This is a genomic window from Haloarcula sp. Atlit-47R (assembly GCF_003665985.1).
GTDB lineage: Archaea > Halobacteriota > Halobacteria > Halobacteriales > Haloarculaceae > Haloarcula > Haloarcula taiwanensis.
Genome location: NZ_QPLQ01000003.1, coordinates 84,190 through 106,690 on the forward strand (window position 1 = coordinate 84,190; position 22,501 = coordinate 106,690).

At 61.1% G+C, this 22,501-nt stretch carries 20 protein-coding genes; 13 read left to right on the plus strand and 7 right to left on the minus strand.

Annotated elements, in window-relative coordinates:
- A complete protein-coding gene (locus DVK00_RS12650; RefSeq protein WP_121536951.1) occupies positions 1-1,119 on the minus strand; it encodes a BMP family ABC transporter substrate-binding protein in 1,119 nt (372 codons plus the stop codon).
- A 194-nt stretch (positions 1,120-1,313) separates the two neighbouring features.
- Positions 1,314-2,465 (minus strand): BMP family ABC transporter substrate-binding protein, encoded by a 1,152-nt coding sequence (locus tag DVK00_RS12655; RefSeq protein ID WP_101351699.1) that lies wholly within the window; start codon positions 2,463-2,465, stop codon positions 1,314-1,316.
- 308 nt (positions 2,466-2,773) lie between these two features.
- Here DVK00_RS12655 and DVK00_RS12660 point away from each other — a divergent pair, with 308 nt between their 5' ends.
- From DVK00_RS12660 to DVK00_RS12675, 4 genes are all read left to right on the plus strand, one after another.
- Positions 2,774-4,438: an ABC transporter ATP-binding protein gene (locus DVK00_RS12660; protein ID WP_101351700.1), complete on the plus strand. Its 1,665-nt coding sequence runs from the start codon at positions 2,774-2,776 to the stop codon at positions 4,436-4,438.
- Positions 4,438-5,538, plus strand: coding sequence for an ABC transporter permease (locus tag DVK00_RS12665; protein ID WP_121577805.1), 1,101 nt, complete (start codon positions 4,438-4,440; stop codon positions 5,536-5,538). Before DVK00_RS12660 ends, DVK00_RS12665 begins: the two co-directional genes overlap by 1 nt.
- On the plus strand, positions 5,538-6,530 hold the full coding sequence (locus DVK00_RS12670; protein WP_101351702.1) for an ABC transporter permease: 993 nt from the start codon (positions 5,538-5,540) through the stop codon (positions 6,528-6,530). Before DVK00_RS12665 ends, DVK00_RS12670 begins: the two co-directional genes overlap by 1 nt.
- 98 nt (positions 6,531-6,628) lie before the next feature.
- The gene (locus tag DVK00_RS12675; RefSeq protein WP_101351703.1) at positions 6,629-7,663 is read left to right on the plus strand and encodes an LLM class flavin-dependent oxidoreductase; all 1,035 of its coding nucleotides are present in this window, start codon (positions 6,629-6,631) and stop codon (positions 7,661-7,663) included.
- A gap of 2 nt (positions 7,664-7,665) precedes the next feature.
- Here DVK00_RS12675 and DVK00_RS12680 read toward each other — a convergent pair whose 3' ends face one another.
- The 3 genes from DVK00_RS12680 to DVK00_RS12690 all read right to left on the minus strand — a co-directional run bounded on the left by DVK00_RS12680 (position 7,666) and on the right by DVK00_RS12690 (position 12,062).
- Entirely contained in the window at positions 7,666-9,069 is a 1,404-nt protein-coding gene (locus DVK00_RS12680) for a uracil-xanthine permease family protein (protein WP_121577806.1), read from the minus strand.
- A gap of 231 nt (positions 9,070-9,300) precedes the next feature.
- Positions 9,301-10,560, minus strand: coding sequence for a threonine synthase (gene thrC / locus DVK00_RS12685; protein WP_121512550.1), 1,260 nt, complete (start codon positions 10,558-10,560; stop codon positions 9,301-9,303).
- A 158-nt stretch (positions 10,561-10,718) separates the two neighbouring features.
- Entirely contained in the window at positions 10,719-12,062 is a 1,344-nt protein-coding gene (locus tag DVK00_RS12690) for a dihydroorotase family protein (RefSeq protein WP_101351706.1), read from the minus strand.
- Between the two features lie 142 nt (positions 12,063-12,204).
- Here DVK00_RS12690 and DVK00_RS12695 point away from each other — a divergent pair, with 142 nt between their 5' ends.
- The 3 genes from DVK00_RS12695 to DVK00_RS12705 all read left to right on the plus strand — a co-directional run bounded on the left by DVK00_RS12695 (position 12,205) and on the right by DVK00_RS12705 (position 15,659).
- Positions 12,205-13,503, plus strand: a complete 1,299-nt coding sequence (locus tag DVK00_RS12695) for an amidohydrolase family protein (protein ID WP_121512548.1) — start codon at positions 12,205-12,207, stop codon at positions 13,501-13,503.
- Between the two features lie 303 nt (positions 13,504-13,806).
- Complete coding sequence (locus DVK00_RS12700) at positions 13,807-14,727, plus strand: hypothetical protein (protein WP_101351708.1); 921 nt, start codon at positions 13,807-13,809, stop codon at positions 14,725-14,727.
- A gap of 83 nt (positions 14,728-14,810) precedes the next feature.
- The gene (locus tag DVK00_RS12705) at positions 14,811-15,659 is read left to right on the plus strand and encodes a hypothetical protein (protein ID WP_101351709.1); all 849 of its coding nucleotides are present in this window, start codon (positions 14,811-14,813) and stop codon (positions 15,657-15,659) included.
- A gap of 209 nt (positions 15,660-15,868) precedes the next feature.
- Here the strand turns inward: DVK00_RS12705 and DVK00_RS12710 are convergent, their stop codons facing one another.
- Positions 15,869-16,639, minus strand: coding sequence for a hypothetical protein (locus DVK00_RS12710; protein ID WP_101351710.1), 771 nt, complete (start codon positions 16,637-16,639; stop codon positions 15,869-15,871).
- Between the two features lie 106 nt (positions 16,640-16,745).
- Between DVK00_RS12710 and DVK00_RS12715 the strand changes: the two genes are divergently transcribed.
- Entirely contained in the window at positions 16,746-17,219 is a 474-nt protein-coding gene (locus DVK00_RS12715) for a hypothetical protein (protein ID WP_121536961.1), read from the plus strand.
- A 54-nt stretch (positions 17,220-17,273) separates the two neighbouring features.
- Here DVK00_RS12715 and DVK00_RS12720 read toward each other — a convergent pair whose 3' ends face one another.
- Entirely contained in the window at positions 17,274-19,109 is a 1,836-nt protein-coding gene (locus DVK00_RS12720) for a bacteriohemerythrin (protein ID WP_101351712.1), read from the minus strand.
- 102 nt (positions 19,110-19,211) lie between these two features.
- Here DVK00_RS12720 and DVK00_RS12725 point away from each other — a divergent pair, with 102 nt between their 5' ends.
- The 5 genes from DVK00_RS12725 (at position 19,212) to DVK00_RS12745 (ending at position 22,497) form a co-directional block, all read left to right on the plus strand.
- The gene (locus tag DVK00_RS12725) at positions 19,212-19,646 is read left to right on the plus strand and encodes a pyridoxamine 5'-phosphate oxidase family protein (protein WP_101351713.1); all 435 of its coding nucleotides are present in this window, start codon (positions 19,212-19,214) and stop codon (positions 19,644-19,646) included.
- Between the two features lie 219 nt (positions 19,647-19,865).
- Entirely contained in the window at positions 19,866-20,078 is a 213-nt protein-coding gene (locus DVK00_RS12730; RefSeq protein ID WP_101351714.1) for an SHOCT domain-containing protein, read from the plus strand.
- Between the two features lie 140 nt (positions 20,079-20,218).
- Positions 20,219-20,836, plus strand: coding sequence for a bifunctional 2-polyprenyl-6-hydroxyphenol methylase/3-demethylubiquinol 3-O-methyltransferase UbiG (locus DVK00_RS12735; protein ID WP_101351715.1), 618 nt, complete (start codon positions 20,219-20,221; stop codon positions 20,834-20,836).
- Positions 20,837-20,960: 124 nt separating this feature from the next.
- On the plus strand, positions 20,961-21,230 hold the full coding sequence (locus tag DVK00_RS12740; protein ID WP_101351716.1) for a hypothetical protein: 270 nt from the start codon (positions 20,961-20,963) through the stop codon (positions 21,228-21,230).
- 277 nt (positions 21,231-21,507) lie between these two features.
- Entirely contained in the window at positions 21,508-22,497 is a 990-nt protein-coding gene (locus DVK00_RS12745) for a DMT family transporter (protein WP_101351717.1), read from the plus strand.
- The last annotated feature ends 4 nt before the right edge of the window (positions 22,498-22,501 follow it).

The following is a 22,501-nucleotide window of genomic DNA, read 5'->3' on the forward strand; positions in this document are numbered from 1 at the left end:
CTACTCCGGCACTTCGGCGTCGACGGCGTCGACGAAACTGTTCATCTCCTGGAAGAGGAACTCGTCGCTCTCGCCCTCGAACGGCGAGCCGGCCCAGACGTCGAGGTCGCCGTTGACGATCTTCTCTTCCGTTTCCGCGACGGTGTCTTTGACCTCCTGCGGGACCGCCGGACCCCACTCGTCGAGCGCAGGGAGGTTCGTCTCCATGCCGCCCCAGAAGGCGTCGGATTCCCAAGTCCCGTCCCGGACCGCGGAGATGGTCGGGTCGTAGACCTCTTCCCAGTTCCAGACCGGCGAAATGAGGTAGTTGTCGCCGCCGAACTCCCCCATCGGCGCGTTGTAGCCCGAGGCCCACACGTCCGCCTCGTTTGCGGCCCTGACCGGGGCGGGGGAGTCCTGCTCCTGTGAGATAACGTCACAGCCCTCGTCGATGAGTGAGTTGGCGGCCTGTTTCGAGGTCTGTGGGTCGAACCACGCGTTGACCCACCGAATCTTGAACGTCGCGTCCGGGTTCACCGACCGCGCACCGAGCGCCATCGCATTGATAGAACGGATGACTTCGGGAATCGGGAACGCGGCGACGTAGCCGATGGTGTTGTTTTCGGTCACCATCCCGGCGGCTTGCCCGGCGAGATACCGAGGTTGGTAGATCCGACCCATGTACCGCCCCATGTTCTCCCGGGTTCGATAGCCGGTCGCGTGCTCGAAGTAGGTGTCGGGATACTGTTCCGCAATGTTGAACATCGGGTCCTGGTAGCCAAACGTCGTCCCGAAGACGATGTCGGCGTCGCCCTGCGCGTATTGCTCGAACACGCGTTCCGAATCTTCCGGCGCGACAGCCTCGGTGTACTCGGTTTCCAGCCAGTCGTACTTTTCATCAACCGCCTTCCGGCCCTCGTCGTGGGCCCAGGACCACCCGAGGTCGCCCACCTCTGAGATGTACACCCACGCGGCGGTGACGGAGTCCGACCCGGAGCTTCCATCGCCGCCGGTCGCTGTCCCGTCAGTCGTCTCACTGTCGCCGCTCCCGCCACTACAGCCGGCTAGTGCGGTTGCTCCTGTTGCCCCAAGCGCGCCCAGGATCTCCCGCCGCGATATCGTTCGGTTGGTATTCACCATTACTGAACTGGGTAGAGGTAGCGGAAACTCCTACTTAAACGATACCATTCTTGACCTTGCAGCGAACGAATAGATCTGGTTACAGTTGGACAAAATATCATACAATCCAGAATAGTCCTACGAACGTGGTTATATGTGCCTGCGGACCACAGTAATACCCAAGCGATTACCACAGCCCGAAACCGGTGTCGGGATCAGTTCGGGACCTCACCCTCGACGGCGTCGACGTAGCTACTCATCTCCTGGAAGAGGAACTCGTCGCTCTCGCCTTCGAACGCCGAACCGGCCCAGATGTCCAGCTCGCCGTCGAGTATCGCTGACCGTGACTCCGAGACGGTATCTTTCGTTTCCTGGGGCACTTCTGGCCCCCAGTCGTCCAGACTACAGATGCCTGACTCGATGCCTTCCCAGTACGCATCGGATTCCCAGGTCCCGTCCCTGACAGACTCGATAGTCGGACCGTAGAACTCCTCCCAGTGCCAGATCGGGGAGGTGAGATAGTTCTCGCCGGCGATGTCGCCCATCGGAGCGTCGTAGCCGGTCGCCCAGATACCTGCATCGGAGGCCGCTCTGAGCGCTGCGGGGGAGTCCTGATGCTGGGCCATTACGTCGACGTCTTCGTCCAGCAGGGCGTTCGCCGCCTCGCTCTCTGTCGGCGGGTCGAACCAGGAGTTCGTCCATCTGACTTTCAGCGTCGCGCTGTCGTTGACAGACGCGGCCCCGAGCGCGTAGGCGTTGATTCCACGGATGACCTCCGGGATCGGGAATGCCGCCACGTATCCCAGCGTGTCTGTCTCGGTTACGGTCCCTGCTGCCTGCCCGGCGAGATACCGGGGCTGATAGATCCGGCCCATGTACCGTCCCATGTTCTCCATCGTCAGGTAGCCGGTGTTGTGTTCGAAATAGGTGTCGGAGTATCGCTCCGCCACGGACGCCATCGGGTCCTGATACTCGAACGTACAGCCGAAGATGATATCGGCAGTACCCTGCGCGTACTGCTCGAACACCCGCTCGGAATCAGCGGGGGCAACAGCCTCGGTGTACTCGGTCTCTAACCAGTCGTACTCTGCTGCGACTGCCTTCCGACCCTCGTTGTGGGCCCAGGACCACCCGAGGTCGCCGACCTCGGAATTGTACACCCACGCGGCGGTGACCGAATCCATGTCGTCACTGCTGGTCGCGGTCCCCGCAGCGGCTCCCCCGTCGGCGGTGCCGGTCCCGCCCCCGCTGTCGCCGCCATCGCCGCCATCACCGCCACCGCTGCAACCGGCCAGCCCGGTAATTCCTGCTGCCCCAAGCGCTGCCAGTAACTCTCGTCTCGATCTAGTGTGACTCTTGTCAACCATTGACTAATCGGGTAGCCATTGCAGAATCAGTGACTTAAATTGTTCCGTTCACGCAGCTTTCGCTACCCTACTATCCAGATATCTGCTGTAGAACTGGACTAATATAGCTATATCTGGCAACTATCTGGATTATATGTCAATACTATTGTCTGCGTCGACAAACGCAACCCAGATCGACAACAGTCGCTAGCACACAACAACTGATACTTGGCAAATGTCCGGCATTTCACGGTCTGGACGGCGAATATAGCTACCTTTGGAAACAATTATGCCACTACATTGTTGATACCCGCCCAAGACCAGAGAGCATGTCCGAACACACCACGCTCAGGATGGAGGGGATTCTGAAGGAGTTCCCCGGGGTCGTCGCCAACGACCACGTCAACCTCTCCGTCGAGCGCGGAGAAATTCACGGCCTCCTCGGCGAAAACGGTGCGGGAAAAAGTACACTGATGAAGATTCTGTACGGGCTCTACTCGCAGGATGACGGCGACATCTACCTTGACGGCGAGCGACTCGACCTGGAGTCGCCACAGGACGCCATCGACGCCGGGATTGGGATGGTCCATCAGCATTTCATGCTGATACCACGTCTCACAGTCGCCGAGAACGTCGTGCTCGGCGAACGTGAACCGGCCACAGCGTTCCGCAGCGATGCGGAGGACAGCTGGCTTCCGGCGGCAGTTCGAAACAACAGTCTCGTCCAAGCGCTTGCCGGGCAGTTTTCGTTAGGCCTCGACGTGCCCGAACAACGGATTCAGGAGTTAGCGGACCAGTACGGGTTCGATATCGACGTGAGCGCAAAGATTTGGGAGCTCGATGTCGGCCAGCAACAGCGCGTCGAGATACTCAAAGCGCTGTACCGTGATGTCGACCTCTTGATTCTCGACGAACCGACGGCGGTCCTCACACCGACGGAAGCCGAGCGGCTCTTCGACTCGCTCGAACGCCTGACCGACGAAGGACTCTCGATAATCTTCATTACCCACAAGCTCACCGAGGTCGACGCTATCGTCGACCGGGTAACGGTGCTCCGAGAGGGGCAAAACGTCGGGACCGCCGAGGTGTCGTCAGTCTCCCGGGCGGACCTCGCGGAGATGATGGTCGGCCGTGAAGTCCTGTTCGAAATAGACAGGGAAGCGGTCGACCTCGGTGAGCCGGTCCTTCGCGCACGCGGGGTCAAGGCCACTGATAACCGAAATATCGAAGCTCTTTCCGGCGTCGACCTAACGGTTCGACAGGGCGAAATCGTCGGTATCGCGGGCGTAAGCGGCAACGGACAGAAAGAACTCGCCGAGGTCATGGCTGGTATCCGTGACGTGACAGCCGGCGAGATACTGGTCAACGGCGAAGATATCACCGGCGCGAAACCGAAGACGTTCGTCGACAGCGGCGTCTCGTTCGTCCCCGAGGACCGGCTCCAGTACGGCTGTGCTGAGGACCTCTCGGTGATGCACAACGCCACGATGAAGGACTTCAGAGACGGCGGGTTCGGCGACTGGCCGTTCCTTGACTACGGGGCACTCCGTGACTACGCCGAAACGCTGGTCGATGAGTTCGATGTCAGAGGTGTCAGCGACGTGACCGAGACAAAGGCCGGCGACCTCTCCGGAGGGAACCTCCAGAAGCTAATCTTGGCGCGAGAAATCTACCGCGACCCGGACTTGCTCGTCGCCAACCAACCCACCCGTGGCGTCGACGTTGGGGCAATTGAGTTCATCAGGGAAACGTTGCTTGAACAGCGGAAGGCAGGCACCGGTATTATCCTGCTTTCGGAGGACCTGGACGAAATATTTGACTTGAGCGACAGGATTCTCGTCGTCTACGAGGGTGAGTTCGTCTACGAGACGACACCGGCCGAGGCCGACCGGGAACGGATCGGTCTGGAGATGACCGGCGGTGGTGGCGACGACGGAGGCGAAGTGGACACATCGCCGCCCTCGCCCGGAGTCACGCAGGGGAGTGAGAGCTGATGAACGTCGCAGTAACCGTCGACGCGCGCGAAGACATTCCTGTCTGGCTGGCGTACGGGACGCCCGTGTTCACGGTTCTCGCCGCGCTGGCGGTCAGCGCCATCGCGCTGGTCGTCCTCGACGTGAACCCTGTTGCGGCGTACGCGACGATGTTCGTCGACACGCTCGTGACCGAGTTCGGACTCACCGAGACGCTGACGAAGGCGGTACCGCTGATTCTCACTGGCCTGGCGGTGTATCTCCCGCTGAAGGCGGGCCTTTTCAACATCGGGGCTGAGGGACAGCTCGTCGCCGGTGCGCTTGCCGGGACGTGGATCGGGCTGAACGTCTCGCTCCCGGGGTTGGCACTGGTCCCGCTGATGTTCGTCGCCGCGGCCGTAGCCGGCGGTATCTGGGCTGGCATCCCGGCGTACCTGCGTGCGAAGTGGAATGTCAACGAGATCATCACGTCGCTACTACTGACGTTCGTCGCCCTCGAACTCCAGAGCTACCTCCTCCGCGGGCCGATGCAGGGCGGCACCGGGAACTTTCCACAATCGGAGCGGTTCTCCGAGGCCGCGACGATTCCTGAACTGGTAAGCGGCGTCCATGCCGGCCTGCTCGTCGCCGTCTGTATGGTCGTGGTGACCTACGTCCTGATGACGCGAACGCGGCTCGGCTTCGAGATTACCTTCGTCGGCTCGAACCACGAGGCCGCCCGACAGGCGGGGATGAGCAAGTTCTACGTGTATCTCTTCGTGTTCGTCGTCGGGGGCGCGTTCGCGGCCATGGGCGGCATCAGCGAAATTGCCGGTGCACAGGGGCGGTACCGTGCCGGGTTCGAACCCGGCTACGGCTTCACCGCCATCCCGATCGCCCTGCTCGGGCGCAACAGCGCGCTCAAGGTCTTGCTCGCCGGCCTGTTTTTCGCTGTGCTGTTCGTCGGCGGGTCGAGCATGGAGGTGGCCTTCGGCGTGCCCGCGGCGCTGGTCGAGATTATCCAGGCGCTCGTCATCCTCTTTCTGATCACTGCGGAGTTCTTCAAGAGCTATCGTGTCGGTATCGACATCAAACGCGGGCCAACAGAGACGCCTGCCCAGCCACAGCGAGGTGACGACTGATGGTGACGTTCATCGCCGGCCTGCTCGATGCGACCGTTCAGGCGGCGACCGTGCTCCTGCTGGCCGGGATGGGGGAACTCATCAGTGAGCGGGCGGGTGTCCTCAACCTCGGCGTCGAGGGGATGATGCTCGTCGGCGCGCTCGGCGGGTTCATCACGACCGTCCTCACTGGGAGCCACTGGCTCGGGTTCGGCGTCGGCATCCTCCTGGGGATGGTGCTGGCGCTGGTGCATGCCTTCCTCTGTATCACGCTGAAGTCGAACCAGGTCATCAGCGGCGTCATGCTGACGCTCCTGGGGACCGGTCTCACGACCTTCTTCGGGTCCGGCTGGGTCGAGGAGTCCATCGACGGCTTCCCGCAGATGACGTTCCCGCTCGTCGGGCAGTACCTCGTCGGCGTCCCGGTCGTCGGCGAGGCGCTCTTCCGGAGCACGGCGACGGACTACCTCGCACTCGGCCTGCTGGTCGTGGTCTGGTACTTCCTGCACCACTCGAACCTGGGGCTGGAGATGATAGCCGTCGGCGAGGACCCGGAGATGGCGGACACGATGGGCGTGTCCGTGTTCAGGCTGCGGTATCTCGCGGTGCTTATCGGTGGCGGGTTTGCTGGCGCGGCGGGCGCACACCTCTCGCTGGCCTTCTCGCAGCTCTGGGTCCCCGGCATGACCGCGGGCCGGGGCTGGATTGCCGTCGCACTGGTCATCTTCGCCCAGTGGCGGCCCCGCCGGATGCTCGTGGGGGCGTACCTGTTCGGACTGCTCGACGCGTTGCGCATTCGCTCGCAGTCCATCTCGCTGACGCTGGGTCCTGACGCGCCGCTCGCCGGGGTCATCAACCCAATCGTCGAGTTCCTCATGACGCCACAGATCATGGGGACGTACCCCTACCTGGCGACGATTATTGTGCTGGCCTACGCCGTCATCCGGACGAAAAGCGACCAGCTCGCGGTCCCGTCGGCGCTGTTGCAGTCCTATAGCCGCGAGACGGACTAACCGGTCCGCGACGCGCGCCAGTATCGGCGGCCACACCTTCCACAGACCGTGTGTGTGGCCAATCTATTTATCCATATTCGGAGAATTCAGCATGTCTCATGAGCGCCAATCAGGTCTTCGAGAGAGGCGACCGTGTCGGTCTCTACTTACAGGACAAACACTCGCTAGAAGAGAACGTGGAACTCGTGCAGTACGCAGAAGAGCAGGGCATCGACGAGATCTGGCAAGCAGAATCGCGACTCGCACGCGACGCCGTGTCCCCACTCGGGGCGTACGCTGCGGTCACCGACGACATCAAACTCGGGACCGGTGTCATCAACAACTGGACGCGCAACACGGCGCTGATAGCGCAGTCGATGAGCACGCTGGAGGAACTCGCCGGCCCGGACCGCATCATGTGCGGTATCGGGGCCTGGTGGGATCCGCTGGCCGAGAAGGTCGGCATCGACCGCAGCGGCGCACTGCGGGCGATGCGGGAATGCGTCGAGGTGACGCAAGACCTGCTCGACATGGAGAACGTCACCTACGACGGCGAGTTCGTCCAGATGCGCGACGTGGAACTGGACGTCGTTCACGGCGACGACGGGCCACGCACCGTGCCCGTCTACGTCGGCGGGACCGGGTTCAAGATGCTGGAACTCACCGGTCACTTCGCTGACGGCGCGCTGTTGAACTACCTCGTCAGCCCCGAGTACAACGAGAAGGCCCTCGACGCCCTAGAGACCGGTGCCGAGCGTGGCGGCCGGACGCTGGAGGACATCGACCGGCCACAGCTGGTCGTCTGCTCGATGGACCACGACGAGGAGACGGCCCTGGACAACGCCCGCGAACTCATCACGCAGTACCTCGGGCAACAGCCCCACATCATGAAAGCGAGCGGCGTCAGCCAGGACCTCATCGACGAGGTGGGCGAGACCATCGGCGGGTGGCCGGCCGACCACGAAGACATCCAGGAGGGGATGCACCTCATCCCGGACGACGTGGTCCACAAGCTCACCGCCAGCGGGACGCCCGAACAGTGCCGCGAGAAGGTCCGCGAGTACGCCGAGACCGGCTGTCAGTGTCCGATTCTCTACCCGCTTGGCGACGACCGGCGGCTGCTGATAGACGAGTTCGCCGACGGCTACCTGTAGGCTCAGTCGTCGACCGGCGGCGCGCCGGTCCCCGGGTCAGCCTGACTCGGCTCCAGCCCGGCGGTGTACTCGGTCGGCCCCGTCCCGACGCTCCCACCCGGGAACACGATGTTGAGAACGAGGGCAGCCATCCCGCCGGTGACGAGCGCGGACCCGAACAGCGTCTGGACCTCCGACGGGAAGTTCTGGAGGATTTCGGGGCGGAACGCGACCCCAAGGCCCAGCGCCATCGACATTGCGAGGATAGTCGAGTTACGATGGTCGAGTTCGACATTTTGGGTGATGAGGCGCGCTCCCGAGGAGAATATCATCGCAAACAGAATAAGTGCGCCGCCGCCCAGCACTGCGTCAGGCATCGCCGAAACGACCGCGCCGACCTTCGGGACAAACCCGAGTGCCAGGAGCACAACGCCCCCGATGCCGGCGACGTAGCGGCTTGCGACGCCGGTGAAATTCACCAGGCCGACGTTCTGCGAGAACGACGTGTTCGGGAGTGCGTTGAACACTGCGCCGAAAACGCTCATCACGCCGTCGGCGACGAGGCCGCCCCGGATTTCCTCACGGGTGGCGTCCCGCCCGGTAGCCGACACCGTCCCCGAGATGTCGCCGATTGTCTCCATGCCGGTGATGATGTAGAGGAACGCCACGGTGACGACGGCGCTTGGCTTGAAGGCGAGTCCGTACTTGAGCGGGACCGGGACCGTCACCCACCCGGCGGCGGCGACGGCCGAGAGGTCGACCACGCCCAGCGCGAGCGCAACAGCGTACCCAACGATGATGCCCACGAACACGCTGATGACGCGGAGAAACCCCTCGAAGAACTGGTTTAGCCCGACCGTGACAATCAGAACGAGCCCCGCCAGGCCGAGGTTCACGAAGGAACCGTATCCCTCAGCTGACGGGCCGGCCGACGCGCCCGCGGCGTAGTTCATTCCCGTGGGGATAAGCGTCAGTCCAATGAGCATCACGACGATGCCGGTGACCAGCGGCGGGAAAAACCGCCTGAACCGGTCGAACGAAACGCCCATGATGATTTCGACCGGCGCAGCAAGCAGCGACGCGCCGAAGACGGCGGCGAGACCGAACTGGTTCCCAATGCCGATGAGCGGGCCGAGAAACGCGAAACTGGTTCCCATGACCACCGGAAGCCGCGCGCCGACGGGGCCGACCGGGTACGCCTGAACAATAGTTGCGATGCCGGCGACGATAAGCGCCATCTGGACGAGAAACGTCGTCTCCCCTGTAACGGAGCCGACGGCCCCGGCGAGGATGAGCGGGGGCGCGACGTTGCCCAGAAACATCGCAAGCACGTGCTGGATGCCGAGCGGGATTGCCTTCCCTAACGGCGGTTTATCCTCGATATCGTACAGTACGACTGACTGCCGTTCTCCCTCCGGACCGCTCATAGGACGCCATCCAGCCGCCTGTCTTTTCAATCCACCTACTAGAATCCTTATACCAATATATGTGTTTAACTTTACCCTGGATACCTATTCGTATGTCTCGCGAACAGGTGATATTTGTCGCATATGCGACCTGCTTCAGTTTCGAACTGCAACTGCTTGGCTTGCCAGTGTGTCGAGTCTGATTGTAAAACGACAGCGTGCTGGTCAGTGTTGGGGCAACCGTCGATAGCGTCAGTCGTCGGCCGCGGCTTCCTCGGCCGTGCCGTACAGACCTTCGACCTCCGCGATTTCGGGGTCGATTCGGTCTACTCCACCGGTCGCCTTCTCGGCGCTTTTCGTGTCCTTCAGGCCGAAACCAGTGGACACTACGACGACGGTTTCATCCTGTTCGATGATACCCCGGTCGAGTGCCGTCTGGACGCCGGCAATTGGCGCTGCTCCCGCCGGCTCGGAATAGATCCCTTCGGTGCTGCCAAGTAACGTTTCGGCCTCTAGAATCTCCTCATCGGAGACCAGCACGCTCGTTCCGCCGCTCTGTTCCAGCGCGCGGCAGGCTTTGATGGTGTTCCGCGGCCGTCCGACCGCGATTGAATCGGCCAGCGTTTCGGCGATTTCGTCGATGTCCCCGTGATCGTGGAAGGCGTCGTGGATGGCTGACGCCCCCTCAGCCTGGACGCCAAGCATCTTCGGATGGTCGTCGACGTAGCCGAGGTCGTAGAACTCCTTGAACCCCTTCCAGGCTCCGGCTATCGTGCAGCCGTCTCCCATCGAGAACACGACCCAGTCCGGGACGTGCCCGCGAGCGACGGACTGGTCGGCGAGTTCGTGGCCGACGGTGCGCTTGCCCTCGACCTGAAACGGATTGATCGCCGCATTGCGGTTGTACCAGCCGTACTTCTCGGTGACCTCGACGCTGAGGTCGTAGGCTTCGTCGTAGCTGCCGTTGACAGCGAGTACGTCCGCACCGTAGACGAGCGGCTGTGCGAGCTTTCCTGTCGGAGCGTCACCGGGAACGAAAATACGGCAGTCCATCCCCCCGCGGGCGGCGTAGCCCGACAGCGACGCGGCGGCGTTCCCGGTCGAGGCACAGGTGATGATGTCCCGACCGGCGTGTTTGGCTTTCGTGACAGCGATAGCGCTGGCACGGTCCTTGAAGCAGCCGGTTGGATTCCGCCCGTCGTCTTTGACAAGCGTCTCGACGCCTAGCGCGTCGCTGAGGTTCGGCGCGTCGAAGAGGTCTGTCCCGCCCTCGTTGAGCGTCACGATATCGGCGTCCGCTGCGACTGGCAGGAAGGCCTCGTATTTCCACTGGCTCGGTATCGGTCCGCCGAGGTCACCGTCGAACGCGTCGTCAATCGCATCGTAGTCGTACGTTACTTCAAGTATCCCCTTCACGCCCTCGTGTTCGGGACAGGTGTAGATGATCTGGTTCGGGTCGTACTCCGCCCCACAGAGTGTACACTCGAGGGTTGTGACTTGCGTCATGCCCATACCACATCCTGAGTACAACCGGGCATAAAACCGTACTGTGGCTCCAACTCGATTGTGAGGCGAATCGCCTCTGTCGTGACTGGCACACCATCACACATAGCTCACACACCACACATCAATGCGTGACTCGCTTGTCATATCAGACGATGATACCACTGTTACAGCGGGCGGTCCAGGAACTGCCCACGACCCGCCGTTGAGTGGACCTTGTGATCCGTTGCGACAACCTCACCGCCGGCAATGACTGTGTCCACACGCGCGTTCCAGTGCTGTCCTTCGTATGGCGTCCAGTCTCCCACGAACGTTTGGTCGTCGGCAGTGACCTCGTACTCTTCAGTCCGAATGAGTACCACGTCCGCATCTGTTCCGGCCTGTAGCGAGCCTTTTTTCGGATAGATCCCAGCGCTCCGGGCCGGTGCCGCACACACGAGTTCGCGGAGCCGCGGCCAAGATATCCGGCCTTCGTGGACGCCGCCGCTGACGAGGAACTCGACCATCGTCTCGACGCCCGGGAGCCCGGCGTAGGGCTCCCAGATATCCTCCCAGCCGGCTTCGCGCGTCTCGCGGTAGGTCGGGAAGTGATCCGTGCCGATGATGTCGATTGTCCCGTCCTGTACTGCATCCCAGAGCCGCTCCCGCTGGGTGTCGGATTTGAGGCTGGGATTGACCTTCAGGAACGGTCCCCTGTCGGCAACGTCATCTTTCGAGAAGGCTAGATACTGTGGACAGGTTTCGAGCGTAACTGGAACGTTGGCTCGTGATTTGAAGCGCCCGGCTTCGCGCGCACCGCTCCCACTTGAGATGTGGACGACGTGTAGCGGACAGTCGGCGTATTCTGCGAAATAGCCCGCCCGAGAGATCGCGTCAAGTTCGGCCTCCAGCGGTCGTGAGTCCATGTACACGTCGGGTTCGTCGCCGTCGATAGTCGACCGTGCGTCGTCGAGCAGTCCTTGCGTCTCGCAGTGAACACGAACTGTTCCCCCGGCATCGCCGACACGCCGCATGAGCCGGGCGATGGTTTCGTCGTCAGCCAGATACGGGTCAGCGGTAAATGTCTTGAAATCTGCTGTTCCGGCGTCCATGATGCCGGTCACGTCGATTTCAGGGTCTTGCACGTTGCCCGCAACGAGGCCGAAATCGACGTGGGCCAGCGCGGAGCACGTCTCTGCTTTCTCTTGCAGTGCATCTGGGGTTGTGATCGGGGTCTGTGTCGGTAACTCGATGACCGTCGTCACTCCACCGGCGACCGCACTCGCGGTCTGTGACGCGAAGTCGATCCCGTCCGGAAACAGCTCGTCGTCGTGCATATGCGTGTGTACGTCGATAGCGCCCGGAAGCGCGACCATGCCGTCAGCGTCGATGACAGCATCCGGGTCACTGGGGGCTGGGACCGACGACACGGGACCGGCAGCGTCTATCGTCCCGTCGGATATCGTGATTTCACCGCTCCGGACGCCCGACGCCGTTACCACCTGTGCATCTTTGATGTGAATGTCTGTCATGCTGTAACAGCCCGGGCGAATGACGAAAACAGTTGGTGTGTGAGACGCCACATCCGTCGCACACGCTTGTTGTGCTACGGTGGCTGCTAAGGCTGTTCTGGGGCGGAGTAGCTTTTAGTCGATTGACGGTTACCGCCAACCTGTGATACTGAACGCAGGGACGCTCATCACCATGGACGATGCGCGCACGGTCCGGTCGGAGGCACACGTCGTTGTCGAGGACGGTGACATCGTCGCTATCGAGGACGGCTACGCGTCGGGGGCCGACGTGATCGACGCCACTGACGAAGTCGTCATCCCGGGACTGGTGAACTGCCATACTCATATGTACGCGCTCCCGATTCGCGGCGCGCCCCTCGCTGCGTCACCTGAGAGCTTTTACGAAGCGCTTGTCGACATCTGGTGGAACGTCGACGAGGCGTTTACCGAACGTGGCGCTCGCCTGTCCGCACTGGGTTCCTGCGCCGAAATGCTTCAGAGCGGCGTCACTACCTTCTGTGACAACTACTCTGGGCCGAACACGCTGCCGGGCGGTCTCGATGCCGTTGCCGAGGGGGTGTCACAGACGCCGATCCGCGGGATGATTTCCTTCGAGACGACAGCCCGTAACTCCGAGGCCCAGGCCAGAGACGGAATCGCGGAGAATACGCGATTCATCGACGAAGCGGAAGACCGGTACGACTCCGTGTCTGGCCACTACTGCCTCCACACGCTGTTCACCAACACCGAAGACATCGTGAGAGAGTGTGTCGACAGGGCCACCGACGACGACCGCCCTATCCAGATACATCTCGAAGAGGGGCTGGTCGACGTTCACGAATCTATTGCCGACTACGGCAAACGACCGGTACCAGCGTTAGAAGACATGGGCTTTTTTGACGCCGAAGTCATCGCCGCCCACTGCGTCCATTCTACCGAGTCCGAAATCGAAATCCTCGCAGAAAACGACGTAAGCGTCGCTCACAACCCCTATTCTAACATCAACAACGCTGTCGGTATCGCCGATGTCGAAACGATGCAAGCCCACGAGCTGACAATCGGACTCGGTGACGACGGGTGGGATCCGGATATGTTCGAGACCATGCGTTCGGCCGTCGGCATACACAAACTCAAGCAGCGCAACCCGAGCGGCTTCGACATGGCGACCGCGCTCGAATGGGCGACAATCGGCAGTGCGGCGGTGCTGGGGATGGACGACGCTGTCGGCAGTATCGAGGTCGGCAAATGCGGTGATTTCGTCACGCTGGATCTGGGTCCGAACCCTGTGTTGGACGAAAGTGCTCCCTACTACGTTGTCAGCGCCGCAAGCCGTGGGGATGTGACCCGGACGATTATCGACGGGGTACCTGTGTACGACCAGAACTCAGGCGTCGCTGGTGTCGACGATTCGGACATGACCGCCGTCGGCGATGCGAGTGCCGAACTCTGGGAACGGTTATAACCACGTTGTCGGACCGGTGTAGTTCACATCTGTTGTCATTTGACCCAATTCAATAACACCCTAAGTGTGTAAATTTAGTCCGCTGATCCCTCCTGAAGGACCCTCTCCGACAGCGCACATATTTACACCCTAAGGGTGTATATCAATGGTTGGGATTCTGATTCCACCGCCAATGTGCACATTCTGTACACACGGGATTTCCACTCTAGCGTAGATGAGGGGCCAAATTTGTCTACCCAGTATATTGTAGCAAATGTTTCTGGTTCCCATATGTAATAGTGGGGCTGTGTGCGTGAGTGGCATATGGTAGTTAGTGACGCCTTTGAGACTTTCACGCAGGTACTCGAATGCCTCGACTCGTCTGACACTGAGGTCAAGTCGGTCTCAGTGAAGGGTCAGACGACCGCGGATAACGATGAAATCAGCGCCGACCTGACGCTCGCAACGCCGGTATTCGGTGGACTCTCGATTCACGATGACGTATCCGTTGACGCGGAGGAGTTCGATGTAACTGATAAACGGATTGAGATTGACGTGACTGTTACCGTCCCCGTCGGAACCGACATACCGGTTCCATCAGAGGGGGAGAATGACACGTCCAACGAACTGGCGGACACCCTCTCGCAGTCGGACTCCGTGCCAGCATACAAAGACCCCGAGGCACTCCGGGCGGCCTACGACGCCTGCGATACGTTCCCGGAGATGACCGAGGCGCTTGACGCCGATGTGACCTCCGAAACGGTCCGTCGGTACATGGTAGAGTACGATATCCATGACCCGACTGACACGACGCCACAGGCAGGCGGACTCACCCTCGCAGACGTGCAAGATGATTCCGATACCGATTCTGATCCGTCTGGTGGCTCAGACCCTTCTGACGACAGGCCGAGCGACACCAGTCAAGCCGAAAGTTCGGACGGACTGGGAGCCAGATCTGTCGCTGAGTTGCTCGCTGAGGCGGACTCGCAGGACAGCGACGACAATCTCGTCGCCGATGGACTCGGTATCTCTCGGGACGTCACCGTGGCTGAGCTCGCACAGACCGTTACACAGGCCACTTCGCTGGACGAGGTAACCCAGCGTCTTGAGTTGAGCCAGACGCACGCACGGAGGTTACTGTCGGAGCTTGATCTCCTTGACCTCGTCACTCATCGGCTCGCTGCCAATCAGATCCGTGTCTCGAACGCCGAAATCAAGCGCCGTATCACTGCCACCAGTCAGTAACGACCCTCTCGGTGGTCGCTCGGAGGATTAACCTTCATTATAAAAGGAAAATGTTTTTGCAGTCTGGTCTGGATGTGTGATAAATGGCAACTATCCGCGTACGCGACTGGACGAAAGAACAGATAGAGAAAATACGTGATACAGAGTCGCACTCCTCGCATGACTCGGTTATCAAGTCGCTACTGAAAGACCGGAAGCTGGCCAAGTACGCGGACGATGCCGCAGAGCCCGTTCCGGAGTCGCAATCCGAGACCCGGATGACAGACCCCGACACTACCTTCGATGATCTGACCGTGCTCGGCGAACTCTCCGGTGCGGACAACGGGGTCTTGTTTCTCTGGTGTCCCAGTTGCGGGAACGAACTGGCGCACTTGACTGCTGATAACCCGCTCGGCCTGTCCGTGTTCGAGATCGAATGCCAGCGCTGTCTCACCCATCTTGACAGACACGCCATCGTTGCCATCGAGATCGGCTATCCGATTGAGCAGAAACTGGTCGAAGACTGTCTGCAAGACGACCTCAAGGAATGCGTCGTCGACTACTGGGACCGGACACTTGAATCGGCCACTGTCGGTGCGCTTGACGACGATCTCGACCCGGCACATCTCGTCTGGCAGTTCGACCAGTATCTTCGGCAGTTTTCGTGGGAATGGCCGGCGGATGTCCCTGTTGTCGGCTTTGCCACGGGCGAAACCTACCGCAACTCCGTCACCGGCGAGCATCTCGAAGTCATCGAACCAGTCTCGGAGAACCGGAATGCGATGGATTCGTTCAAGATACGGCGGTACGCCGGTGACCCAGAAACCCACGCCGGTGAAACAGAAATTCTCGACAGCACCACTGTCGTCGACCACATTGTTAGTCGCCGATTGCTGATGGAAGCGCGTGCTGATTCGGCTTCACTGCCCGAGTCGTCCGAACCGACAACGTGACTGACGCCGTCCTTGTATAGGTGTTTTTCTCCATCCGTCAATTCTTGCTGGCCTGATAAATACAAATCTGTTCAGAATAGGCTGACTAGTGCCAGAACAAGCGGCAAATCAGTAGACACTATTATAACGATAGCATCGGCTATTGAAAAATCAAACTATAGCTGAGGCGTTGCGAGGTTTCGTCATACTCAGGGGGAAGACGATGTGTCTTAGTTTGTTTCGGCTGTTGGTCGGGAACACCGCAGGCACACGACGCTCTCTGCGACCCAGTTCACATCTGTTGAGTCACAGTGCGGACAGCGGTGGTGGTCAGTGTCGTACTCCGTGGTTCCACGAGGAGTGGCGAGGAAGCCGTCGTTGATCACCTGCTCGACGAGAGTCGAGAACCGTTGGCGCTTGACGATGGCTCGCTGTGCGAGGAAGCTGCCGGCGTCGTCTGGGTCCGCGCCGTGGAGGTCTTCCCAGGGAATAGCGATCTCGCCGTTAGCCGGGCCACGAGCGACATGCTGGATGAGGGTCGCAGCGGCCTCGAACAGGGGCGTCGTCCCCCACGCCTGCGGATTGTCGACAGCACTTCCGGCGTCGTTGTATGCCGCCTCAGCCTCGCGGTATGCCGTCTCGACCCCGTCGAGGCCCCCGACCGCCCGGAAGTCCGCGACGAATTCCTTGAGACAGGCGTGCTGAACCGGATGTTCGAGCCCGTTGGTCACATCCTTGGCCACGGCGACGCCCTCGACGCCGCGACGTGTGGCGCGCGTATCCTGTCCGGCGACGCGGTAACAGACCGCGCTCGTCGCAAGGTACTGAAGCCCGTCACCGACCCACCCCTTCTCGTCGGCCGCGAACGGCTCGATACCGTCCCGCGGGTCCGCAAGAACACGCCAGCCTGCCCGCGTGTATTCGTCGCCGGCACGCCGGTACTCGCGGTCAGCGATGGCGGCGACTGCCGCCGCCCGGTGTCCCGCATCCTGTGTGCGCATGCACTGTTTACGACGGACGGCCTTAGAGGCTTTTGCACCCAATAAATCGGTACCGCTGTCGGCCCGAACCGTCAGACAGAATACGGGTCCGTCCACTCAATAGTACATGGAGTCGGTACCTCTTGTCACGGCGCTTACGGTGTCACTCCGGTTTGGTATCGGCGTGGCTGCTGGTGTCGTCGCGACGGTTGTGATGGACCTAGTGATGGCCAGACTGCCGGAAGGCGAAACGCCGCCGTTCATTGCCTCCGGTGTATTGACCGATAGCGCCCCGCAGAACGCCCCCGAGCGGCTCGCGAGCGTGGTCCACTATATTGCTGGCTGGCTCACTGGCCCGCTGTTCGTCTGGGTCCTTTTCACCACTGAAGGGTTGCTGGGCGGGCCGTCGATAGTCGCAGCGGTCCTCGCTGCCGCCGTCCTCTACACGCTGATGGTCGGCTTTTTTGTCTTCGCCGTCCTCCCACGCTCCCGGCTGCCGTCGGCCCGGGTCCCAGACATCAGACGCGACTGGGCGATCTCGGCGGCCGGATACCTACTCGTCCTTGTGCCGCTTGTCGCGCTCGGGTTTCGCCTCGTCTGACCCGTGTGACCGCGGCACCGCTTGACTGCACTGCCACGGGCTTCACGGCCGCTCTCACTCACCGAGCGAAAGCGTGCCGTCCGGTCCCACTTCACCGACTTCGCCGGTGTGATACCAGTTGTCTCGGAGCGTCTGCGCGCCGGTCTGGTCGTCGTGGAGGAAGCCGCCGAGGACGGTCGGGCCGCGGACCAGTAGCTCTCTGTTTTCGGAGACGGCGATTTCAACGCCCGGCATCGGGTCCCCAATCGACCCTTCGACGTAGGAGTCTGCCGGGTTCAGTGCCCCCACACCGGTTGTGCCGACGGAGCCGTAGAGCTCGCATATCGGAACCCCCAGCCCCCGGAAGAAGTACAGCAGATGGTCGTCCAGCCGGCCGGTCCCGGAGAGTGCGTAAGTGAGGTTCGATAACCCCGCGTCTTGTCGGAGCGGCTTGTAGACGAGGCGATTGGCGGCTCTGTATTTCAGCGGCGTCCCCTGTCCTTCGACGACTCCTTCTCCGTAGGACGCTACTCGACCGCCGACCTTCCGTTTCATCCAGCCCATATCGCCGAGACGGTCCTGAATCGTTCCGTAGAGCTGCTGGTACATCTTCGGGACACCGACGAGCACATCTGGCGCAACAGCCGCGAGCTGGTCGACGAACTCATCGGTCCCGAGGTAGGCGACGGCGCTCCCGGTCGCCCAGAGGTAGTACGTCGCGACGCGTTGATAGATGTGTGCCAGTGGGAGCGAACACGTTCCGGTCGCTCCGGGGCCTGTGGGAAGCGCCTCTCGGAGGCTCTCTGCGGCCGCCAGTAGATTTCGGTGTGTCAGCGCGCAACCGGCCTTCTCCGCAGGGGATGCCACGTCGAACGCAACTGTCGCAACCTCGTCACCGTCCGTCTGTAGGCCGGGAAGCACTCTCGCCTCAGCTGTCGGGAGGTCCTCGAAAGCAAGCACGGTTTCGACGGCCAGTGCGAGGTCTTCGGTCACGTCTCCCGCTGCCACAAGTCCGGTTGCGCCAGTCCGTTCGATAATCTGGGCTGCCCGGTCGTCGCTCGCAGACGGGTAGAGCGCGACCGGGACCAGTCCAGCGAAGTGAGAGGCCAGGTCCAGAACGGACCACTCGTACTGGGACTGTGCTCTGATTGCCAGCCGGTCCCCCGGACGCAGTTCCGTCGAGAGGAGTCCGCCAGCGACTGCTTTCGCCTGCTCGGCCAGCTCATCGAAACTCCGTTCAACGAACTCGCCGTCATCTCGGACGAGCGCCGCGGTCCGATCCCCGTGCTCCGAAACGACATCTTCGAACCAGGCCGCTACTGACCCGTCCGGGACCGAAAGCGAGCCCCCGTCGTAGATGTCGCTGTCGAGGCGCACCCCGTCGGCTTCGCTCTGCCGGTCAACTGGGACCGGGTCTTCCGATGCCGTGCGGTCCTGATATAGCTGCCCGGGTTCGTACTCGTAGTCATCGCTGACCTCGTTCTGGAAGTAGTCCGCGTAGTTCTGGTCTTCGTCGCCGGCGGCGATGTGCGCATCCAGCCAGTCTCGGGCGACTGTCAGGACCTCCATCGTGACGTACTCCCCGTTTTCGTGTTTCTCGCGGAGTTCTCGCACTTTGTCGGCGAACTCCTCGTGCATTTCACGGTGGTTGTAGAAACAGTCGCTGCAGTCCATGGCGTAGCCACAGTTCTGCATGAACTCCTCTTCGTCACCGAAATGGTACTCGGTGTAGCGTTCCAGTTCCCGGAGAATGTCACCGACCTCCTCCTCCGAGTGGCCTTCGTTCATTGCAGTGTGGAGGTCGTTCAGTAGCCCGAACAGGCGCTTGTGCTGTTCGTCGAACCGCTCGATATTGGTGCTGTACCGTTCTTCGTCCCACTCGGCGAACGCCCCCGTCGAGTCTGTGCCCATACCTGTTCTGTTACCCATTATTTGAAAAGTAACTCTCACGTTCCCACCGAGTGAAAATGCGGTCTAATTCCCAAGTAGTTGCCAGATAACGTTGTATTCGGGATGCAAGAACTAAGTGACGACGCGGTCGTTGATGTCCTCACCGACAACGGAATCGGCGTGCTGGCACTGTCCAGTCCAACTGGGGGGGCCCCGTATCCGGTCCCGGTGGCGTTCGGATACGATCCAGCGACGGATAGCTTGGCGTTTCATCTGTCAGAGAGCGACGATAGCCAGAAACACCAGCATCTGACTGCAGACGCCACCGTCGGGTTCACCGTGTACGAGGAAACCGAACCTAAATCGGTGTGGCGGAGCGTCGTGGTCACGGGTGAACTGGTGGAGGCGACGTACGACGAGGTAGAGCCGGCCCTTGCCTCGCTGGCCAGCAACACACAGTTCGCCCCGAACCCAGTTAGCTGGGACGATACAGCCACGACGACGCCGTATGAACTTCGAATCGATGACTGGCACGGCCGTGAATTCCGCGTCGGGTGAAACCGGTGTTGAGAGCCACGGACACTCCCGGGAACAGACTCCTCTCCCAGGGGAGAAGCCGCCGCTTTTCGCCCGCGCTGTGTTCTCAGTCTATGGGAAACAGCGCACGTAATTATGCCATAAGATTCGTATCTACAAACAGAGGTGTCCCAGATGCTTTCACTAACAACTGCACTACTCCAGCACGGACCGATGGGGCCCCACGGTGGGGGAATGGGTATGGGCATGACCCCGGGCGGTTGGTGGCTGCTGTTCGCAGCATTTATCATCGCTGCTATCGCGGTCGGTGCTCTGCTGTACGTACAGCTTCAGGGGGAGGCGACCGTCGAGCCGGATTCACTGGAAACGCTCAAACAACAGTACGCATCGGGTGAGATTGACGAGGCGGAGCTTGAAACACGGGCTGACCGATTGCTCCAGTACGAGTCATAGCCCGTCACCGGCAGTTCTACCCGCTCCCAGTCTGGATAGAGTGTCACCTGTATCACAGTAAGGATGGTCCTTGCTTGCGTCCATCGACTGTCCGGCACGCACTTCGTGGTGCATTTATTCCGCAACGGTGAACGGTAGGTATGGACCCGGACGACGTTCGCAACGACTGGGCCTCCCGTTCCGGGAAGTTCTCGCCGGAGTACTACGCTGAACTCGGACCGAACGAGGTGAGTGAGACGCTGGTCAATGTACTCGACCACTACGTCCACGACGACGCCCGAATCATCGAACTGGGCTGTGGCTCGGGTCGCCACTTGGCGCATCTGCAGACCAACGGATACGGGAATCTCACCGGCATCGACATCAACGACGAATCCTTCGACGTGATGGCTGAGCACTACCCTCGGCTCGCGGATTCGGGGACGTTCCATACCGGTGCCCTCGAAGACATCGTCACCGAGTTCGAGGCCGACGCCTTCGATGTCGTCTACTCGGTCGAAACCCTCCAGCACATCCACCCCGATGACGCATGGGTGTTTGAAGAGATCGCCCGTATCGCCGGGGACCTCCTCATCATCGCCGAAAACGAGGGGAACAGCCCCGAGCGTGGACGCGAAGACACTGCGGTGAGCTACGTCGACGACGAGTTCCCGCTGTATCACCGCAACTGGAAGCAGGTGTTTTCGGAACTCGGGTTCGCGCAGCTAATCCGCGAACCCACGTCCCGGGACACCATTCGCGTGTTCCGTGCCCCGTAGCTCTTTTCGTATCTGTCACTTCTCGGTGGTGCCGTCATCGAATACCCATCCACCGATAACTTCACAATCGATAACCAGGCAGCAGCTATTTGTGTCACGGTATCATGCATCAAGTTGGATCGCTATGCAACTGTGCCAAAACTGTCAGGCGGCTATCGACGAGTACCTCTTGGACAAACAACTCGAACCCCTGCGAGACCTCACAGTCGACGACTTCAATCTCTGTTCTGACTGCGTGACTGTCGTCGCAGACGCCTGTGTGGAGTGCGACGGCGCGGTGTACGTTCCCAGGTCCAAATCCGCGGTTCCTGACTGCTGTCCCGCGTGTCGGTCCGAGTACATCGACAAGACCGGGACCGACCCGGGCTGGCATTTCGACACGATGTCAAGCTGACCCCTGCCTGCGTCGGACTGCTGACGTGGGCATCATCCTCGTTTTGCTGTTGCTGACAGTATACTGAACGGTTGTCCGGTGACCGAATGAGAGCTCTGTGTTCCGGAGCCGAGAAGAACGATACGTCTCGGTACAAGTGGCCGCAATAGTACTGCGGACACACACTGTTTTCGGGAATTTCTGAACAACGGGGAGGGCCGTAGAGGCCGTGTGTGTGCGTCACAGTGGCGATAGAAGCTTCATACTCCTCCAGCACATACGGATAGTCTCTACTGGAATGACACGCTCGACACGATATATCGGCTTGCTGTTTGCTGCGCTCGCACTCATCTGGGGACTCTCATTTGTGGCGATCAAGACTGGTCTCGAAAGCGTCCCGCCGGTGTTGCTGGCAGCTGTCCGACACGACATCGCTGCAGTCGTCCTGCTTGGCTATGCCCTCTGGCGAGGGCGGGCGCTGCGTCCACAGACTCGCGATGACTGGTCGCTGATTTTCATCGGCGGCACCGTCCTCATCGGGGCACACTTCGCGCTTCTGTTTCTCGGCCAGCAGTACGTCCCGAGTTCCTTCGGCGCAATCCTGCTCAGTCTCACGCCGGTCGTGACGCCGGCGTTCGCATCGACGTTGATACCGAGCTACAGGGCTCGACCACACGAACTCATCGGCACCGTCTGTGGGTTCATCGGTGTGGTCATCATTGCGAACCCCACACCGGGAGCGGTCGGCGGTCGGCTGCTCGGTGTCGCCCTGCTCATCAGTTCGGCTGTCGCCTTCGCCGTCGGCGCAGTCCTGACCGAGCGCTACACCAGTTCGCTCCCGCTCGTGAGCCTGCAGGCCTGGATGACGCTGCTCGGGGCAGGCATCCTGCACGCTGTCAGCGCGGGGCTGCCATCGGAGCAGCTGGGAACCGTCACGGTCGGGCTCGAACAGATAGCCGCAATCGCGTATCTCGGCATCGTGGCCAGCGCAATCGGGTTCCTCCTCTACTTCCGCCTGATCAGCACAGTCGGGGCCGCTGAAACCAGCCTGGTGTCCTACGTGGTTCCGGCAGTGACGGCCATCAGCGGCTGGCTCCTGCTCGGTGAGACACTCGGCCCGGTGACCATCGCTGGCTTCGCCGTAATCGTGGTCGGCTTCGCGTGGGTGAAAGCCGACGTGCTCCGGTCGCTCCGTCGTCGCCGGACGGACTCGCCATCGTACCGACCGTACGGGCCACGGGACGATTGCGTCGTCGTCAGCGGGAACGCGTACACGACCCGCGAGTGATGCC

Bases quoted from the DNA above. Each gene is read 5' to 3' on its own strand.
- DVK00_RS12675 (WP_101351703.1), top strand. From the start codon at position 6,629: ATGAGCGCCAATCAGGTCTTCGAGAGAGGCGACCGTGTCGGTCTCTAC.
- DVK00_RS12660 (WP_101351700.1), top strand. From the start codon at position 2,774: ATGTCCGAACACACCACGCTCAGGATGGAGGGGATTCTGAAGGAGTTC.
- DVK00_RS12720 (WP_101351712.1), bottom strand. From the start codon at position 19,109: ATGGGCACAGACTCGACGGGGGCGTTCGCCGAGTGGGACGAAGAACGG.
- DVK00_RS12725 (WP_101351713.1), top strand. From the start codon at position 19,212: ATGCAAGAACTAAGTGACGACGCGGTCGTTGATGTCCTCACCGACAAC.
- DVK00_RS12690 (WP_101351706.1), bottom strand. From the start codon at position 12,062: ATGACAGACATTCACATCAAAGATGCACAGGTGGTAACGGCGTCGGGC.
- DVK00_RS12715 (WP_121536961.1), top strand. From the start codon at position 16,746: ATGGAGTCGGTACCTCTTGTCACGGCGCTTACGGTGTCACTCCGGTTT.
- DVK00_RS12650 (WP_121536951.1), bottom strand. From the start codon at position 1,119: ATGGTGAATACCAACCGAACGATATCGCGGCGGGAGATCCTGGGCGCG.
- DVK00_RS12740 (WP_101351716.1), top strand. From the start codon at position 20,961: ATGCAACTGTGCCAAAACTGTCAGGCGGCTATCGACGAGTACCTCTTG.
- DVK00_RS12730 (WP_101351714.1), top strand. From the start codon at position 19,866: ATGGGCATGACCCCGGGCGGTTGGTGGCTGCTGTTCGCAGCATTTATC.
- DVK00_RS12705 (WP_101351709.1), top strand. From the start codon at position 14,811: ATGGCAACTATCCGCGTACGCGACTGGACGAAAGAACAGATAGAGAAA.
- DVK00_RS12655 (WP_101351699.1), bottom strand. From the start codon at position 2,465: ATGGTTGACAAGAGTCACACTAGATCGAGACGAGAGTTACTGGCAGCG.
- DVK00_RS12735 (WP_101351715.1), top strand. From the start codon at position 20,219: ATGGACCCGGACGACGTTCGCAACGACTGGGCCTCCCGTTCCGGGAAG.
- DVK00_RS12670 (WP_101351702.1), top strand. From the start codon at position 5,538: ATGGTGACGTTCATCGCCGGCCTGCTCGATGCGACCGTTCAGGCGGCG.
- DVK00_RS12700 (WP_101351708.1), top strand. From the start codon at position 13,807: ATGGTAGTTAGTGACGCCTTTGAGACTTTCACGCAGGTACTCGAATGC.
- DVK00_RS12680 (WP_121577806.1), bottom strand. From the start codon at position 9,069: ATGAGCGGTCCGGAGGGAGAACGGCAGTCAGTCGTACTGTACGATATC.
- DVK00_RS12710 (WP_101351710.1), bottom strand. From the start codon at position 16,639: ATGCGCACACAGGATGCGGGACACCGGGCGGCGGCAGTCGCCGCCATC.
- thrC (WP_121512550.1), bottom strand. From the start codon at position 10,560: ATGGGCATGACGCAAGTCACAACCCTCGAGTGTACACTCTGTGGGGCG.
- DVK00_RS12745 (WP_101351717.1), top strand. From the start codon at position 21,508: ATGACACGCTCGACACGATATATCGGCTTGCTGTTTGCTGCGCTCGCA.
- DVK00_RS12665 (WP_121577805.1), top strand. From the start codon at position 4,438: ATGAACGTCGCAGTAACCGTCGACGCGCGCGAAGACATTCCTGTCTGG.